At 62.6% G+C, this 20108-nt stretch carries 1 protein-coding gene; it reads right to left on the bottom strand.

Features of this window, described 5'->3' with window-relative positions; genetic code table 11:
- Nucleotides 1–541 precede the first annotated feature (541 nt).
- Nucleotides 542–20086 (bottom strand): VCBS domain-containing protein, encoded by a 19545-nt coding sequence (locus AXF13_RS04170; protein ID WP_150116067.1) that lies wholly within the window; start codon nt 20084–20086, stop codon nt 542–544.
- Nucleotides 20087–20108: the final 22 nt, after the last annotated feature.

Here is a 20108-nt window from a genome sequence, read left to right as displayed (position 1 = left end):
TGCTTTTTTCGTTGTGGGCAAACTTGCCCCACACTCTGCCCCACATTTTTTGAAATTTTTTGCAAAAAGAATAAGGGGGCGGCGCGGTTGGCACTGATTCGCGCGCAAAATGGCACAAAAAAACAGAAAAAGGCGAGGTTGATCCTCGCCTTTTTACTTTTAGGCTTCGTTCGGTTTGGGCTACGCCAGTATCCGGCTTTGAGCTGCGTCTGATAGGCGAAAACCTCGCCCGTCCGCTGGATCTGCTCGATACGGTCTGCTCCCAACTGGCGGATTTTAACCTGGTACAGAAAACAAGCGTACCGGCATAAGCGTCAGCCAAAGATAGAGACAAGCCCCTGGCAATCACAATTGCCAGGGGCTTTTGTCATCCGTTCAATCTCCGCCGCCTGCGGCGCTGCCCTTCCCGGCATGCTCTGCCAGCGTTCAATCAGCGGCAAGCACTTTCAAGTTCGCATACGTAGAAGTCAGGCGGCTCCGGCTGTATCCGCCAAGGACATCAGCATCTGATTTCAACCGGAGCCGCCCGTTTTTTCCGCCTTTACTGGCCGTTCTGGACCAGATGCTGCAAAGCGGCAAGCTGGTCGGCATGAGAGGCGCTGGCCGAGGCATCGGCAACCGCTGTCTCGGCAGGCGCGGCGGGTGCCGACTGCGCTGTGCCGGGACTTTCCTGCTGCGTCTGGCTGTGCATATCCGGAGCGGCTGCCGCGGCTGCGGCATGTGCCGCGGCGTTCTCGTGGTCCCCGACGGCTGCGGGCGTCTCCGCTCCGGTCTGCCCGCTTTCATGCACGGCGGAGCTGTTGGCGTTCAGTGATTGAGACGTTGTCGACGCGCCGGACGAGAACAGGCTGTCTTCGGCATCCTCGCTGAGGATGGGCTCCTTGTACGCGGAGGACTGATCATGGAAGAAGCCCTCCGTCTCGCCTCCGTCCTGCGCGGCGGCCTGTGCCGCAGAGGTCGCAACGGCTTCATGACCCGGCGCGCTGTGCCCTTCCTGCGTGCCTGAACTTGTTGCCGCGTTATCTCCCGCAACGGTCGCCATGTCCGTGCTGGAAAGGGAGTTATGCGTGCTTCCGCCGTCCAGCAGATTATCCGCCACATCATGGTCCAGCACTTCCGTATCCAGCGCGACAGTGGCGGAAAGCGCGGTTGCCGGGGCGCTGTCCCCGTGCGCGCTGTCCACGCCCAGGGAAGCCATGGCCATGACCGCCGGAGCGGCATCCGAGCCGTGGATCGTGAGCGTCAGGGTGTTGGTGGCCGTGCCGCCGTGCCCGTCGTCCACAGTGTAGGTAAAGACATCCTGAAGCGAGAGGCCCAGACCAAGATTCTTCACCTCGGTCTGATTGTCGTGCAGGGTGTAAACATAGGAGCCGTCAGCCTGGAGCGTGAGGTCGCCGTACAGGCCGTGAGTTTCGTGCTGGGGCACATAGGTCGGCAGATCATGGATGTCCGGGTCATGCGGGGTGGGCAATATCCCCTCAAGCCCGTGGCCCGAGGAGCCGCTCAGAACCGCCGTCACCGAAAGGTCGGCGTTTGCCGCGGCAACCGTGGGCGTGTCGTTCTGCCCGTTGATGGTGATCTTGATCACCGTGCTTGCCGAGCCGCCGTGCCCGTCCACGACAGTGACCGGGAAGGACTCGGTGAGGGTTTCGCCCACGCCGAGCCCCAGCACGGCCGAGGAATGCTGGTCAAGCACATAGGAATAGGAACCGTTGGCGTTGACGATCAGGGTGCCGTAGCTGCCGGTTGTGCTGCCGGGCTCGCAGTGCGGTGTATCGTGGCTGTCAGGGTCCGTGATGTTCAACAGGCCCGAGACGATGCTGCTGCCGTGCTCCGCAATGGAAAGCACCACCGGCAGCACCTGCGGCGCGTCGTTGGTTCCGTTGATGGCAATGGAGATGGTGCTTGTGGCGGTCTTGCCCAAGGAATCCGTGGCCGTAAAGGTGAAGGATTCCGTGAGCTTCTCACCCACGCCCAGTGCCACGACCGCGGACAGGCCGGTATTCAACTGATAGTTATACGTGCCGTTGGCCTGAAGCGTCAGGCTGCCGTACAGCCCCACACCCAGGCCCAGGCCCGCGTTGTCCACCAGGGAGTAGACCACGTTGCCCACGGCATTGAGGGGAGCCGTCACCGCCCCGACCACATTGGACACCGTATCCACCAGCCCGTCGGTAACGGCATTCAGGGAAAGCAGGCTGCCGAGGCCGCCCTTGATGGTTATGGTCAGGGTATTGGACGCCGTGCCGCCGTGCCCGTCCGTCACTGTATAGGTGAAGGTGTCGGTCAGCTTCTGGTTGAGAAGCAGGCCGACCACGGCCAGCAGGCCGGTGTTCAGAGTGTACACATACGTGCCGTCGGCGTTGAGGGTCAATCTGCCGTAGCTGCCGAGCTCATTGCCTTTGGGAGTAAAAGTCAGGGTGTCGCTGACGATATGATCCAGGTCGTTGTCCGGGTCCGTGGGCGTGACGAGCCGCCCGCTGAGGGTGGCGTCGGTCTTGACCATGATGCCCGTGGAAGCGCCCACTGAAGGCGCGTCGTTGGTGCCGTTGATGGTCAGAGTCAGGATGTTGGCTGTGGTGCCCCCATGGCCGTCGGAAACCACAAAAGTGAAGGAATCGGTGAGCTTTTCGCCCACGCCCAGGCCCTGCACCGCGGGCAGCCCGTTATTCAGTTTGTAGGTGTAATTGCCCGAGGCGTCCAGGGTGAGCGTGCCGTACAGGCCCGCCGCATTGGTCTGCGTGGTGAATGTCAGGGTGTCATGGATATCCGCGTCCACCGGCGTGGGCAGCTTGCCGGTGACAGTGGCCGTATCCTCAAAGATGGATGCCGTGGCCGCGGCCACGGTGGGTATATCGTTGGTGCCGTTGATGGTCACGGTCAAGGTGTTGGAGGCCATGCCGCCATGCCCGTCGGACACCCTGAAGGTAAAGGTATCGGTGAGCTTTTCCCCTACTCCCAAGCCCTGCACCGCAGGCAAGGCATTATTCAGGGTGTAGGTGTAATTGCCCGAAGCGTCCAGGGTAAGCGTGCCGTACAGGCCCGACGCGTTAGTCTGGGCAATGAACGCCAGAGTATCATGGATATCCGCGTCCACCGGCGTGGGCAGCTTGCCGGTGACAGTGGCCGTATCCTCAAAGATGGCTGTCGTGGCAGCGCCCACCGTGGGGATGTCGTTGGTGCCGTTGATGGTCAGGGTCAGGGTGTTGGAAGCCGTGCCCCCGTGATTGTCCAGCGCCGTGAAGGTGAAGGCGTCGGTAAGTTTTTCGCCCACGCCCAGGCCCTGCACCGCAGGCAGCGCGTTGTTCAGGGTATAGGTGTAATTGCCCGAGGCATCCACCGTAAGCGTGCCGTAGAGCCCCACCGCAGCGATTTGCGGCACGAAACTCACCACATCATGCAGGTCCGGGTCCACCGGCGCGGGCAATTTGCCGCTGACGCCGACCGCATCCTCAAAGATGGAGGCCGCGGCGGCGGTCAGCACGGGCGCGTCGTTAGCGCCGTTGATGGTCACGGTCAGAGTGTTGGAAGCAGTGCCGCCGTGCCCGTCCGAGACTTTGAATGTGAAGGTATCGGTAAGCTTTTCGCCCACGCCCAGGCCCTGCACCGCGGGCAGCGCGTTGTTCAGGGCGTAGGTGTAATTGCCCGAGGCATCCACGGTAAAGGTGCCGTAGAGCCCCAACGCGGCGGTTTGCGGGATGAAACTTACCACATCATGCAGGTCCGGGTCCACAGGCGTGGGCAGCTTGCCGATGACAGTGGCCGCATCCTCGATAATGGAGGCCGCGGCCGCGCCCACCGTGGGGATGTCGTTGGTGCCGTTGATGGTCAGGGTCAGGGTGTTGGAAGCCGTGCCCCCGTGATTGTCCAGCGCCGTGAAGGTGAAGGTGTCGGTAAGTTTTTCGCCCACGCCCAGGCCCTGCACCGCGGGCAGCGCGTTGTTCAGGGTATAGGTGTAATTGCCGCCGGCATCTATGCTCAGCGTGCCGTAGAGCCCCACCGCAGCGATTTGCGGCACGAAACTCACCACATCATGCAGATCCGGGTCCACCGGCGCGGGCAATTTGCCGCTGACGCCGACCGCATCCTCAAAGATGGAGGCTGCGGCCGCAGTCAGCACGGGCGCGTCGTTGGCGCCGTTGATGGTCACTGTCAGGGTGTTGGAAGCCGTGCCGCCGTGCCCGTCCGAGACTCTGAATGTGAAGGTATCGGTAAGCTTTTCGCCCACGCCCAGGCCCTGCACCGCGGGCAGCGCGTTGTTCAGGGCGTAGGTGTAATTGCCCGAGGCATCCACGGTAAAAGTGCCGTAGAGCCCCAACGCGGCGGTTTGCGGGATGAAACTTACCACATCATGCAGGTCCGGGTCCACAGGCGTGGGCAGCTTGCCGATGACAGTGGCCGCATCCTCGATAATGGAGGCCGCAGCCGCGCCCACCGTGGGGACGTCGTTGGTGCCGTTGATGGTCAGGGTCAGGGTATTGGTGGCCGTGCCCCCGTGATTGTCGGACACCGTGAAAGTGAAGGTGTCGGTGAGCTTTTCACCCACGCCCAGGCCCTGCACCGCGGGCAGCGCGTTGTTCAGGGTATAGGTGTAATTGCCGCCGGCATCTATGCTCAGCGTGCCGTAGAGCCCCAACGCGGCGGTTTGCGGCACAAAGCTCACCACATCATGCAGGTCCGGGTCCACCGGCGCGGGCAACACGCCGCTGACAGTGGCCGCATCCTCGACAATGGAAGCCGTGGCCGCGCCCACACTGGGCAGATCGTTGGTGCCGTTGATGGTCAGGGTCAGGGTATTGGTGGCCGTGCCCCCGTGCCCGTCCGAGACTCTGAACGTGAAGGTATCGGTGAGCTTTTCACCTACTCCCAGGCTCTGCACCACGGGCAAGGCATTATTCAGGGTGTAGGTATAATGCCCGGCAGCGTCCAGAGTGAGCGTACCGTAGCTGCCCGGCGCATTGTTCTGGGCAATGAACGTCAGAACATCATGGATATTCGGATCTGTGGGCGCAGGCAACTCGCCGCTGACGCTGATCACATCCTCAAGAATCACAGCCGTGGCCGCAGCGACCATAGGTGCCTGGTTGCTGCCGTTGATGCTCATGGTCACAACAGCGGAAGCCGTGCCGCCGTGTCCGTCGGACACGGTGACCGTAAAGGCGTCGGTCAGGCTGTCACCGACTCCCAGGCCCACCACGGCGGGCAGAGAGGTGTTCAAGGTATAGGTATAGCGGCCGTCGGCACTCAGGGTGAACGTGCCGTAACTGCCCGGCGCATTGCTCTGCGGCGTGAAACTGACCACGTCGTGCACATCCACATCCGTGGGCAGAGGCAGCGTGCCGCTGGTAATGGCGCTGTCTTTGGCAATGCCCAAAATTGTCGGGACCAGCACGGGCGCGTCGTTGGTGCCGTCAATGGTCAGGGTCAGGCTGTTGGTAGCCGTGCCCCCGTGGCCGTCGGACACTGTAAAACTGAACGTGTCCGTGAGCTTTTCACCCACGCCCAGGCCCTGCACCGCGGGCAGCGCATTATTCAGAATGTAGGTGTAGTTGCCCGAGGCGTCCACCGTGAGCGTGCCGTACAGGCCTACTGTGCCCGCTTGCGGCAGGAAGGCCAGGACATCGTGCACGTCCACATCCGTGGGCACGGGCAGCGTGCCGCTGACAGAAACCGCATCCTCGGCGATCGCGGCCGTGGCCGCGCCCACACTGGGCAGATCGTTGGTGCCGTTGATGGTCAGGGTCAGGCTGTTGGTAGCCGTGCCCCCGTGGCCGTCGGAAACCGTGAAGCTGAAGGTGTCGGTGAGCTTTTCACCCACACCCAGGCCCTGCACCGCAGGCAGGGCGTTGTTCAGAACGTAGGTGTAGTTGCCCGAGGCATCCACTGTGAGCGTGCCGTACAAGCCCGCCTTGTCCGTCTGCGGGAGAAAAGTCAGCACATCGTGCAGATCCACATCCACGGGCACGGGCAACGTGCCGCTGACACTGGCCGTGCCTTCGGCGATTACGGTTGCGGCCGCGCCCACGCTGGGCAGATCGTTGGTGCCGTTAATGGTCAGGGTCAGGCTGTTGGTAGCCGTGCCCCCGTGGCCGTCGGACACTGTAAAACTGAACGTGTCCGTGAGCTTTTCACCCACGCCCAGGCCCTGCACCGCAGGCAGCGCATTATTCAGAATGTAGGTATAGTTGCCCGAGGCGTCCAGGGTGAGCGTACCGTACAGGCCCACTGTGCCCGCCTGCGGGAGAAAAGTCAGCACATCGTGCAGATCCACATCCGTGGGCACAGGCAGCGCGCCGCTGACAGAGACCGTATCCTCGGCGATCACGGCCGTGGCCGCGCCGACCGTGGGGATGTCGTTGGTGCCGTTGATGGTCAGAGTCAGGGTATTGGAGACCGTGCCCCCGTGGCCGTCGGAAACCGTGAAGCTGAACGTGTCCGTGAGCTTTTCACCCACGCCCAGGCCCTGCACCGCGGGCAGGGCGTTGTTCAGAACGTAGGTGTAGTTGCCGTTGGCGTCCAGGGTGAGCGTGCCGTACAAGCCCGCCTTGTCCGTCTGCGGGAGAAAAGTCAGCACATCGTGCAGATCCACATCCACGGGCACGGGCAGCGTGCCGCTGACACTGGCCGTGCCTTCGGCGATTACGGTTGCGGCCGCGCCCACGCTGGGCAGATCGTTGGTGCCGTTAATAGTCAGGGTCAGGGTATTGGAGACCGTGCCCCCGTGGCCGTCGGAAACCGTGAAGCTGAAGGTGTCGGTGAGCTTTTCACCCACGCCCAGACCCTGCACCGCGGGCAGCGCATTATTCAGAATGTAGGTGTAGTTGCCCGAGGCATCCACTGTGAGCGTGCCGTACAGGCCTGTTGTACCTGCCTGAGGAAGGAAGGCCAGCACGTCGTGCACGTCCACATCCACGGGCACGGGCAGCGTGCCGCTGACGCTGACCGCATCCTCGGCGATCACGGCCGTGGCCGCGCCGACCGTGGGGATGTCGTTGGTTCCGTTGATGGTCAGGGTCAGGGTATTGGAAACCGTGCCGCCGTGGCCGTCGGAAACCGTGAAGCTGAAGGTGTCGGTGAGTTTTTCACCCACGCCCAGGCCCTGCACCGCGGGCAGCGCATTGTTCAGAACGTAGGTGTAATTGCCCGAAGCGTCCAGGGTAAGCGTGCCGTACAGGCCCGCCTTGTCCGTCTGCGGGAGAAAGGTCAGCACGTCATGCACGTCCACGTCCACGGGCACGGGCAACGTGCCGCTGACAGAGACCGCATCCTCGGCGATCACGGCTGCGGCCGCGCCGACCGTGGGTATGTCGTTGGTGCCGTCAATAGTCAGGGTCAGGGTGTTGGAGACCGTGCCGCCGTGGCCGTCCGACACGGTAAAGGTGAAGGTGTCGGTAAGATGTTCCCCGACGCCCAAGGCCTGTACCGCAGGCAGAGCATTGTTCAGGATATAGGTATAATTGCCGTTGGCGTCCACTGTGAGCTTGCCGTACAGGCCCACTGTGCCCGCCTGCGGGAGAAAAGTCAGCACATCGTGCAGATCCACATCCGTGGGCACGGGCAGCGCGCCGCTGACAGAGACCGCATCCTCGGCGATCACGGCTGCGGCCACGCCGACCGTGGGGATGTCGTTGGTGCCGTTGATGGTCACGGTCAGGGTACTGGAGACCGTGCCGCCAAGCCCGTTGGAAACCGTAAAGGTGAAGGTGTCGGTGAGATGTTCCCCGACGCCCAGGCCCTGCACTGCCGACAGCGCGTTGTTCAGGGTATAGACATAGCTGCCCGAGGCATTCACCGTGAGCGTACCGTAGAGCCCCACTGTGGCAGTCTGGGGCAAATAACTTATGACATCGAGCAGACCGGTGTTTGTCGGCGAGGGCAACAGGCCGGAAACATTGATGCTGTCCTCGGCGATCACATTCACGGCCGCTTCCACGCTGAGGCTGCCGCCGCCCCCGGAGATCGTGATGGTCAGGGTATTGGAGGCTGTGCCCCCATGCCCGTCCGTCACGGTATAGGTGAATGTTTCGGTAAGATGCTGGTTGAGCAGCAAATTGATCACGGCGAGCAGACCGGTATTCAGCGTATACACATAGGAACCGTCGGCGTTGAGGGTCAACCTGCCGTAGCTGCCGAGCTCATTGGTTTTAGGAATGAAGGTCACGGTGTCGCTGATATCCGGGTCCGTGGGAGTGACGAGATGACCCGAGTAGGGAACATCCGTCTTGGCAATCGAGGCAGTGGAGGCCCCCACCGAAGGCGCGTCATTAGTGCCGTTGATGGTCAGGGTCAGGGTGTTCGAGGCCGTGCCACCGTGACCGTCCGAGACAGTAAAGGTAAAGGTATCGGTGAGCTTGTCGCCCACGCCCAGGCCCTGCACCGCGGGCAGTGCGTTGTTCAGGGTGTAGCTGTAATTGCCTGAGGCATCTACGCTGAGCGTGCCGTAGAGGCCCGCCGTATTGGTTTGCGGCACGAAGCTCGCTATATCGTGTAGATCCGGGTCCGCCGGAGTGGGCAGCGTGCCGCTGACAGTGGCCGTATCCTCAAAGATGGAGTTGACGGCAGCGGACACCGTGGGCGCGTCATTGGTGCCGTTAATGGTTACGATCAAGGTGTTTGAGGCTGTGGCTCCGTGATTGTCGGTCACCGTGAAGGTGAAGCTGTCGGTCAGGCTCTCCCCCACTCCCAGGCCCTGCACCGCAGGCAGCGCGTTATTCAGGGTATAGGCATAATTGCCCGAGGCATCCACGGTAAAAGTGCCGTAGAGCCCGGCCGCGTTTGCCTGCGGGGCGAAACTCACCACATCATGCAGATCCGGGTCCACCGGCGTAGGCAGCGTGCCGCTGACCACAGGCGTATCCTCGGCGATGGAAGCCGTGGCCGCAGCCACGGTGGGCGCGTCATTGCTGCCGTTGATGCTCATGGTCACGACCGTGGAGGACGTGCCGCCGTGGTTGTCCGACACCGTAACCGTAAAGGTATCGGTCAGGCTTTCACCCGTGCCCAGGCCCTGCACCGCGGGCAGAGAGGTATTCAGCGTATAGGTATAGTTGCCGTCGGCATCCACGCTGAACGTGCCGTAGCTGCCCGGCGCGTTGCTCAATGGCGTGAAGCTGACCACATCGTGCACATCCGCATCCGTGGGCGTGGGCAACGTGCCGTTGGTAACGGCGCTGCCTTCGGCGATGTTCACGGTTGTGGCGGCCAGCACGGGTATGTCGTTGGTACCGCTGATGGTCACGGTCAGGGTGTTGGTGGTAGTGGCGCCGTGGTTGTCGGTCACCGTGAAGGTGAAGCTGTCGGTGAGGCTTTCGCCCACGCCCAGGCCCTGCACCGCGGGCAGCGCATTATTCAGGGTATAGGTATAATTGCCCGAGGCATCCAGGTTGAACGTGCCGTAGCTGCCCGGCGCATTGGCCTGCGGGCTGAAGGTCACAACATCATGCAGATCCGGGTCCACAGGCGCGGGCAACGTGCCGCTGACGCCGGCCGTATCCTCGGCGATGGAGGCCGTGGCGGCGGCCACTGTGGGCGCGTCATTGCTGCCGTTGATGCTCATGGTCACGACTGTGGAAGACGTGCCGCCGTGGTTGTCCGACACTGTAACAACGAATGTGTCGGTCAGGCTTTCGCCCAGACCCAGGCCCTTTACCGCGGGCAGTGAGGTATTCAGCGCATAGGTATAGTTGCCGTCGGCATCCACGCTGAACGTGCCGTAGCTGCCCGGCGCGTTGGTCTGTGGCGTGAAACTGACCACATCGTGCACGTCAACGTCCGTGGGCGTGGGCAAGGTTCCGTTGGTAACGGCGCTGCCTTCGGCGATGTTCACGGTTGTGGCGGCCAGCACGGGTATGTCGTTGGTGCCGTTGATGGTCACGGTCAGGGTGTTGGTGGTAGTGGCGCCGTGGTTGTCGGTCACCGTGAAAGTGAAGGTCTCGGTCAGGCTCTCCCCCACTCCCAGGCCTTGCACCGCGGGAAGCGCATTATTCAGCGTGTAGGTGTAGTTGCCGTCGGCATCCAGGTTGAGCGTGCCGTAGAGACCCGCCGCATTGACCTGGGGGGTGAAGGTCACTGTATCATGGATATCCGCGTCCACAGGCGTGGGCAATACGCCGCTGACCGTTGGCGTATCCTCGGCGATGGAAGCCGTGACAGCGGCCACGGTGGGCGCGTCATTGCTGCCGTTGATGCTCATGGTCACGACTGTGGAAGACGTGCCGCCGTGATTATCCGACACTGTAACCGTAAAACTGTCGGTCAGGCTTTCGCCCAGACCCAGGCCCTGTACCGCGGGCAGTGAGGTATTCAACACATAGGTATAGTTGCCGTCGGCATCCACGCTGAACGTGCCATAGCTGCCCGCCGCATTGCTCAATGGCGTGAAATTGACCACATCGTGCACGTCCGCATCCGTGGGCATGGGCAGCGTGCCGCTGGTAACGGCGCTGTCTTCGGCGACGTTCACGGTTGCGGCGGCCAGCACGGGCGCGTCGTTCGTGCCGTTGATGGTCACGGTCAGGGTGTTGGTGGTAGTGGCGCCGTGATTGTCGGTCACCGTGAAGGTGAACGTCTCGGCAAGGCTCTCCCCTACTCCCAGGCCCTGTACCGCGGGCAGGGCATTGTTCAGGGTATAGGTATAGTTACCGGAAGCATCAAGGTTGAGCGTGCCGTAGCTGCCAAGCGCATTGGCCTGCGGGCTGAAAGTCACTGTATCATGGATATCCGCGTCCACAGGCGTGGGCAATACGCCGCTGACTGTTGGCGTATCCTCGGCAATGACGGCCGTGGCAGCGGCCACGGTGGGCGCGTCATTGCTGCCGTTGATGCTCATGGTCACGACCGTGGAAGACGAGCCGCCGTGATTGTCCGACACCGTAACCGTAAAACTGTCGGTGAGGCTTTCGCCCAGACCCAGGCCTTGCACCGCGGGCAGTGAGGTATTCAACACATAGGTATAGTTGCCGTTCGCATCCACGTTGAACGTGCCGTAACTGCCCGGCGCATTGCTCAATGGCGTGAAATTGACCACATCGTGCACGTCCGCATCCGTGGGCATGGGCAGCGTGCCGCTGGTAACGGCGCTGCCTTCGGCGATGTTCACGGTTGTAGCGGCCAGCACGGGCGCGTCATTGGCCCCGTTGATGGTCACGGCCAGGGTGTTGGAGGCTGTGGCGCCGTGATTGTCGGTCACCGTGAAGGTAAAGCTGTCGGTGAGGCTTTCCCCCACGCCCAGTCCTTGCACCGCGGGCAGGGCATTGTTCAGGGTATAGGTATAATTGCCGTCGGCGTCCACGCTGAGCGTGCCGTAGCTGCCCGCCGCGTTTGTCTGCGGAACAAAACTCACCACATCGTTCAGATCCGGGTCCGCCGGAGTGGGCAACACTCCGCTGATGCCGGCCGTATCTTCAACAATGGAAGCCGTGGCCGCTGTTACAGCAGGCGCGTCGTTCGTGCCGTTGATGGTCACGGCCAGGGTGTTGGAGGCTGTGGCGCCGTGATTGTCGGTCACCGTGAAGGTAAAGCTGTCGGTGAGGCTCTCCCCCACTCCCAGGCCCTGTACCACGGGAAGCGCATTATTCAACGTGTAGGTGTAGTTGCCGGCGGCGTCCACGCTGAGCGTGCCGTAGAGGCCCGCCGTGTTTGTCTGCGGAACAAAACTCACCACATCATGCAGATCCGGGTCCGCCGGGGCAGGCAGCGCACCGCTGACCGTAGGCGTGTCCTCGGCAACGGCGGTTGCGGCCGCGGCCACGGTGGGCGCGTCATTGCTGCCGTTGATGCTCATGGTCACGACCGTGGAAGACGAGCCGCCGTGGTTGTCCGATACCGTAACCGTAAAACTGTCGGTGAGGCTTTCGCCCGCACCCAGGCCCTGCACTGCGGGCAGAGAGGTATTCAACGTATAGGTATAATTGCCGTCGGCATCCACACTGAACGTGCCGTAGCTGCCCGCCGCATTGCTCAATGGCGTGAAGCTGACCACATCGTGCACGTCCACGTCCGTGGGCGTGGGCAGGGTTCCGTTGGTAATGGTGCTGCCTTCGGCGATGTTCACGGTTGTGGCGGCCAGCACGGGCGCGTCGTTGGTGCCGTTGATGGTCACAGCCAGGGTGTTGGAGGCTGTGATTCCGTGATTGTCGGTCACCGTGAAGGTGAAGGTCTCGCTCAGGCTTTCGCCAACGCCCAGGCCCTGTACCGCGGGAAGCGCATTATTAAGCGTGTAGGTGTAGTTGCCGGCGGCGTCCACGCTGAGCGTGCCATAGAGGCCCGCCGTGTTTGTCTGCGGAACGAAACTCACCACATCATGCAGATCCGGGTCCGCCGGGGCAGGCAGTGCACCGCTGACCGTAGGCGTGTCCTCGGCAATGGCGGTTGCGGCCGCGGCCACGGTGGGCGCGTCATTGCTGCCGTTGATGCTCATGGTCACGACCGTGGAAGACGTGCCGCCGTGGTTGTCCGATACTGTAACCGTAAAACTGTCGGTGAGGCTTTCGCCAGCGCCCAGGCCCTGCACCGCGGGCAGTGAAGTATTCAGCGTATAGGTATAGTTGCCGTCGGCATCCACACTGAACGTGCCGTAGCTGCCCGCCGCATTGCTCAATGGCGTGAAGCTGACCACATCGTGCACGTCCACGTCCGTGGGCGTGGGCAAGGTGCCGCTGGTAACGGCGCTGCCTTCAGCGATGTTCACGGTTGTGGCGGCCAGCACGGGCGCGTCGTTGGTCCCGTTGATGGTCACGGTCAGGGTATTGGTGGCCGTGGAGCCGTGATTGTCGGTCACCGTGTAGGTGAAGCTGTCGGTGAGGCTTTCCCCCACGCCCAGGCCTTGCACTGCGGGCAGAGCATTATTCAGACTATAGGTATAGTTACCCGAAGCATCCAGGACAAGTGTGCCATACTGGCCCACCGCGCCTGCCTGGGGAACGAAATTCACCACATCATGCAGATCAGGATCGACCGGGGCAGGCAGCACACCGCTGACGCCGGCCGTATCCTCGGCAATGACGGCCGTGGCAGCGGCCACGGTGGGCGCGTCGTTGCTGCCGTTGATGCTCATGGTTACGGAAGCAGAGGCCGTACCGCCGTGGTTATCCGAGACTGTGACCGTGAACGTGTCGGTCAGGCTTTCGCCAGCGCCCAGGCCCTGCACCGCGGGCAGTGAAGTATTCAGCGTATAGGTATAGTTGCCGTCGGCATCCACACTGAACGTGCCGTAGCTGCCCGGAGCATTGCTCTGGGGCGTAAAACTGACCACATCGTGCACATCTGCATCCGTGGGCATGGGCAAGGTGCCGCTGGTAACGGCGCTGTCTTCGGCGACGTTCACGGTTGCGGCGGCCAGCACGGGTATGTCGTTGGTGCCGTTGATGGTCACGGTCAGGGTGTTGGTGGCCGTGCCGCCGTGATTGTCGGTCACCGTGAAGGTGAAACTGTCGGTGAGGCTTTCCCCCACGCCCAAGCCTTGCACCACGGGCAGGGAATTGTTCAGGACATAGGTATAGTTGCCGTTGGCGTCCAGGCTGAGCGTGCCGTAGCTGCCGGATGCATTGGTCTGAGGCGTGAAACTGACCAGATCATGGACATCCGCGTCCACGGGCGTGGGCAGCGTGCCGCTGACCGTTGGCGTATCCTCGGCAATGACGGCCGTGGCAGCGGCCACGGTGGGCGCGTCATTGCTGCCGTTGATGCTCATGGTCACGACCGTGGAAGACGAGCCGCCGTGGTTGTCCGAGACTGTGACCATGAACGTGTCGGTCAGGCTTTCGCCCGCGCCCAGGCCCTGCACTGCGGGCAGAGAGGTATTCAGCGTATAGGTATAGTTGCCGTTCGCATCCACGCTGAACGTGCCGTAGCTGCCCGGAGCATTGCTCTGGGGCGTAAAACTGACCACATCGTGCACATCCGCATCCGTGGGCATGGGCAGCGTGCCGCTGGTAACGGCGCTGTCTTCGGCGACGTTCACGGTTGCGGCGGCCAGCACCGGCGCATCATTGCTGCCGTTGATGGTTACGGTCAGCGTATTGGAGGCCGTGCCGCCATGCCCGTCGGTCACCGTGAAGGTGAATGTCTCGTTCAGGCTTTCGCCAACACCCAGCCCCTGCACCACGGGAAGCGCATTATTAAGCGTGTAGGTGTAGTTGCCGTCGGCGTCCACGTTGAACGTGCCGTACTGACCGGCAATATTGGTCTGGGGGATGAATGTCACTGTATCATGGATATCCGCGTCCACGGGCGTGGGCAGCGTGCCGCTGACCGTTGGCGTATCCTCGGCAATGGCGGCCGTGGCAACGGCCACGGTGGGCGCGTCGTTGCTGCCGTTGATGGTCACGGCCAGGGTGTTGGAGGCTGTGGCTCCGTGATTGTCGGTCACCGTGAACGTAAAGGTATCGGTGAGGCTTTCGCCCACCCCCAGGCCCTGCACTGCGGGCAGTGCATTGTTCAGCGTGTAGGTATAGTGGCCGTCGGCATCCACGGTAAATGTGCCGTACAGACCGGTCGTGTTTGTCTGTGGAACAAAACTCACGACATCATGCACGTCCGGGTCCACGGGCGCGGGCAGCGTGCCGCTGACTCCGGCCGTATCTTCAACAATGGCGGCTGTGGCAGAAGTCACAATGGGCGCGTCGTTGCTGCCGTTGATGCTCACGGTTATGACTGTGGAAGACGAGCCGCCGTGATTGTCGGACACTGTGACGGTAAATCTGTCGGTGAGGCTTTCGCCAGCGCCCAGACCCTGCAGTGCGGGCAGGGACGTATTCTGCACATAGGTATAATTGCCCGAGGCATCCACGCTGAATGTGCCGTAGTTGCCCGGTGCATTAGTTAACGGCGAGAAGCTGACCACATCATGCACATCCGCATCCGTGGGCATGGGCAGCGTGCCGCTGGTGGTAGCGCTGCCTTCGGCGACGTTCACGGTTGTGGCGGCCAGCACCGGCGCGTCATTGCTGCCGTTGATGGTCACGGTCAGGGTACTGGAGGCCGTGCCGCCGTGTCCGTCGGACGCCGTGAACGTAAAGGTATCGGTGAGACTTTCCCCCACGCCCAGACCCTGCACCGCGGGCGAGGCATTATTCAGGCTATATGTATAGTTGCCCGAGGCATCCAATGTGAGCGTGCCATAGAGCCCGGCCGAACCTGTCTGCGGCACAAAACTCACTGTATCGTGCAGATCCGGGTCCGTAGGCGCGGGCAGCGTGCCGTTGATGTTGGCCGTATCCTCAACAATGGAAGCCGCGGCGGCGGTGACGACAGGCGCGTCGTTGCTGCCGTTGATGGTTACGGTCAGGGTATTGGAGCCCGTGCCCCCGCGCCCGTCGGATACCGTGAAGGTAAAGGTATCAGTGAGGCTTTCGCCCGCACCCAGGCCCTGCACCGCAGGCAGCGCATTGTTCAGCGTATAGGTATAGTGGCCGTCGGCATCCACGGTAAATGTGCCGTACAGACCGGCCGTGCCGGTTTGCGGAACGAAATTCACAACATCATGCAGGTCCGGGTCCACGGGCGCGGGCAGCGTGCCGCTGACGCCGGCCGTATCTTCACCAATGGAAGCCGTGGCAGCGGTCACGGTGGGCGCGTCATTGCCGCCGCCGTTGACGCTCATGGTCACGACCGTGGAAGACGAGCCGCCGTGATTGTCGGTCACCGTGACCGTGAACGTGTCGCTCAGGCTGTCCGTGGGGCCCAAAGCCCGCACTGCGGGCAGGGAGGTGTCCAGCACATAGGTATAGTTGCCGTCGGCATCCACGCTGAACGTGCCGTAACTGCCCGGCGCATTGGTCAATGGCGTGAAGCTGACCGTATCATGCACATCCACGTCCGTGGGCATGGGCAAGGCGCCGCTGGTGACGGCAGTGTCTTTGTCAACGCCCACTACCGTGGCGGCCAGCACCGGCGCGTCATTGCTGCCGTTGATGGTCACGGTCAGGGTGCTGGAGGCCGTGCCGCCGTGGCCGTCGGACGCCGTGAAGGTAAATGTATCGGTGAGGCTTTCTCCCACGCCCAGGCCCTGCACCACGGACAGCGCATTGTTCAGGGTATAGGTATAATTGCCCGAGGCATCCAGCGTGAGCGTGCCGTAGCTGCCCGGCGCATTGGTCTGAGGCGTGAAGCTGACCAGATCATGAACATCCGCATCCACAGGCGCGGGCAGCGTGCCGCTGATGTCAACCGTGTCTTCGGCAATGGAAGCCGTGGCAGCGGTCACGGTGGGCGCGTCGTTTGTCCCGTTGACGATCACAGTCAGGGTATTGGTGGCCGTGCCGCCATGGTTATCGGACACCGTGAACGTAAAGGTGTCGGTGAGGCTTTCCCCCACGCCCAGGCCCTGCACTGCGGGCGAGGCATTATTCAGGATATAGGTGTAATTGCCCGAAGCATCCAGCGTGAACGTGCCGTAACTGCCCGATGCATTTGTCTGAGGCGTGAAGCTGACCGTATCATGAACATCCACATCCGTGGGCATGGGCAAGATGCCGCTGACGCCGGCCGTATCCTCGGCAATGGCGGTTGTGGCAGCGGCCACGATGGGCGCGTCGTTTGTCCCGTTGATGGTCACGGTCAGGGTATTGGTGGCCGTGCCGCCGTGTCCGTCGGACACTGTAAAGGAGAAAGTGTCGGTGAGGCTTTCGCCCACGCCCAGGCCCTGCACTGCGGGCGAGGCATTGTTCAGGGTATAGGTATAGTTGCCGTCGGCGTCCACGTTGAGCGTGCCGTACTGACCGGCGGTATTGGTCTGAGGGAGGAATGTCACTGTATCATGGGTATCCGCATCCACGGGCGCGGGCAGCGTGCCGCTGATGTCAACCGTATCCTCGGCGATGTCGTCCGCTGCCGCCGTCACGGTGGGCGCGTCGTTTGTCCCGTTGATGGTCACGGTCAGGATGCTGGAGGCCGTGCCGCCGTGGCCGTCGGATGCCGTGAACGTAAAGGTATCAGTGAGGCTTTCCCCCACGCCCAGGCCCTGCACCGCGGGCAGCGCATTATTCAGGATATAGGTGTAATTGCCCGAGGCATCCAGCGTGAGCGTGCCATAGAGCCCGGCCGAGTCTGTCTGCGGAATGAAACTCGCAACATCATGCAGATCCGGGTCAACCGCCGGGGGCAACGCACCGCTGACGCCGACCGCATCTTCGGCAATATCGGCCGTGGCCGCGCTTACAACAGGCGCATCATTGCTGCCGTTGATGCTCACGGTCACAACAGTATAAGACGAGCCGCCGTGATTGTCCGAAACCGTGACCGTGAACGTGTCGGTCAGATTTTCCCCGGCTCCCAGACCTTGCAGCGCGGGCAGAGAAGTATTCTGCACATAGGTATAATGACCGTCGGCGTCCACGCTGAATGTGCCGTAGTTGCCCGGTACATTGCTCAAAGGCAGGAAGCTGACCACATCGTGCACATCCGCATCCGTGGGCATGGGCAGTGTGCCGCTGGTGGTGGCGCTGCCTTCGGCGACGTTCACGGTTGTGGCGGCCAGCACCGGCGCGTCGTTGCTGCCGTTGATGGTCACGGTCAGGGTGCTGGAGGCCGTGCCGCCGTGGCCGTCGGATGCCGTGAAGGTAAATGTATCGGTGAGACTTTCTCCCACGCCCAGGCCCTGCACCGCGGGCAGCGCATTGTTCAGCGTGTAGGTATAGTTGCCGCTGGCATCCAGCGTGAGCGTGCCGTAGCTGCCCGCCGAGTTTGTCTGCGGCACAAAGCTCGCGGCATCGTGCAGATCCGGATCAACCGCCGGGGGCAACGTGCCGCTGACGCCGGCCGTATCCTCAACAATGGAAGCCGTGGCCGCGGTGACGACAGGCGCGTCGTTACTGCCGTCGATGGTCACGGTCAGGGTGTTGGAGCCCGTGCCGCCGCGCCCGTCGGATACCGTGAAGGTAAAGGTCTCGGTGAGGCTTTCGCCCGCGCCCAGGCCCTGCACCGCGGGCAGCGCATTGTTCAGCGTGTAGGTATAGTTGCCGCTGGCATCCAGCGTGAGTGTGCCGTAAAGCCCGGCCGTGTTTGCTTGCGGAACGAAAGTCACAACGTCATGCAGGTCCGGGTCCACGGGCGCGGGCAATACACCGCTGACGCTGGCCGTATCTTCGCCAATGGAAGCCAGCGCGGCGGTCACGCTGGGCGCGTCATTGCCGCCGCCGTTGACGCTCACGGTTATAACAGTGGAAGACGAGCCGCCGTGATTGTCGGACACTGTAACAGTAAAGCTGTCGGTCAGGCTGTCCGCAGGGCCCAAAGCCCGCACTGCGGGCAGGGAGGTGTCCAGCACATAGGTATAGTTGCCGTCGGCGTCCACGCTGAATGTGCCGTAGCTGCCCGGCGCATTGGTCAATGGCGTGAAGCTGACCGTATCGTGCACATCCGCATCCGTGGGCATGGGCAAGGTGCCGTTGGTGACGGTAGTATCTTTATCAACGCCTACTACCGTGGCGGCCAGCACAGGCGCGTCGTTGCTGCCGTTGATGGTCACGGTCAGGGTGCTGGAGGCCGTGCCGCCGTGACCGTCGGACGCCGTGAACGTAAAGGTATCAGTGAGGCTTTCGCCCACGCCCAGGCCTTGCACCACGGGCAGCGCATTATTGAGGGTATAGGTATAATTGCCCGAGGCATCCAGCGTGAGCGTGCCGTAGAGCCCGGCCGAGCCTGTCTGCGGCACAAAACTCGCGACATCGTGCAGATCCGGGTCCACGGGCGCGGGCAGCGTGCCGCTGACGCCGGCCGTATCTTCAACAATGGCGGCTGTGGCGGCAGTCACAATGGGCGCGTCATTGGCCCCGTTGATTCTCACGGTTATGACCGTGGAAGAAGAGCCGCCGTGATTGTCGGATACTGTGACGGTAAAGCTGTCGGTAAGGCTTTCCCCGGCGCCCAGGCCCTGCAGTGCGGGCAGGGACGTATTCTGCACGTAGGTATAGTGACCGTCGGCGTCCACACTGAACGTGCCGTATGTGCCGGGCACATTGCTCAGAGGCGTGAAGCTGACCACATCGTGCGCATCCACGTCCGTGGGCATGGGCAGGCTGCCGCTGGTGGTAACGCTGCCTTCGGCGACGTTCACGATTGTGGCGGCCAGCACCGGCGCGTCATTGGCGCCGTTGATGGTCACGGTCAGGGTGTTGGCGGCCGTGCCGCCGTGCCCGTCGGACACCGTAAAGGTGAAAGTGTCGGTGAGGCTTTCCCCCACTCCCAGGCCCTGCACCGCGGACAGGGCATTGTTCAGGATGTAGGTATAGTGCCCGGAAGCGTCCAGGCTGAGCGTACCATACACGCCCGCCGCATTGGTCCGGGCAGCGAACGACAGGACATCCCCGGCATCCGGGTCCGTGGGTGAGGGCAAATTACCGCTGACGCTGGCCGTATCCTCGGCAATGCTTGCCGTAGCTGCGGCCACGACGGGATTGCTGTTGCCGCTCCCGCCGTTTCCTCCTGTTCCGCCTGAACCGTTACCGCCGCCGGTGCCGCCGCTGCCGCCCCCACTACCGGAACCGCCGCTGCCGCTGCCGCCCGAGCCCTGGCCGCCGCCGGGGCTGACGCTGCCGCTCCCGTTTGAGCCGCTGCCCAGGGCATCCACGCCGCCAAGCCGTCCGGCCCGCTCCGCCGCAAGCTCGTCCTGCCTGTTTTCCCTGCCGCCCAAGGTCTTGTCCGCGTCGGATTCACCCTCACGCTTGTCGAGGGCGCTGAGTTCGGAAATTCCCTTGCTCAGCTCGCTCTCGGAATATTCGTGATACGCGCTGTTTCTGGCCTGGACCACGCCAGCTTGCGGCATGTCGTCCTCGCCCAGCGCGTCGAAAAAGGCCTGATGGGTCATTTCCCGGCCACCCACCACAACGGCGGGCGGGCCTTCGTCGCGCGGCGCGCCGTCCGCCGGAGCATTCTGCGGCACATCCTCGGGCATGTTCCGGGGCGCATGATAGTCCTTGAGCACGAGCCGGGTTCCGTCAATACGGGAGAAAACCAGATCGTTGTTTTCCCTGCCCACGAAAACCCCGCGTGCTGGAAAATCCAGCACCAGCCGCGACTGCGGGGAAAGTCCCGCGAGAACCGTTTCACGTCCTGCCGACGGCAGATGCAATATATGTGTTGTAGGCATGACAGCGCCTTATGGTAAAATT

It is taken from the genome of Desulfovibrio fairfieldensis, from assembly GCF_001553605.1.
GTDB classification, from domain to species: Bacteria; Desulfobacterota; Desulfovibrionia; order Desulfovibrionales; family Desulfovibrionaceae; genus Desulfovibrio; species Desulfovibrio fairfieldensis.
This window is presented reverse-complemented; position numbering and strand designations above follow the sequence as displayed.

Excerpts from the sequence above, each read along its gene's own strand:
- AXF13_RS04170 (WP_150116067.1), bottom strand. The coding sequence starts at position 20,086 with ATGCCTACAACACATATATTGCATCTGCCGTCGGCAGGACGTGAAACG.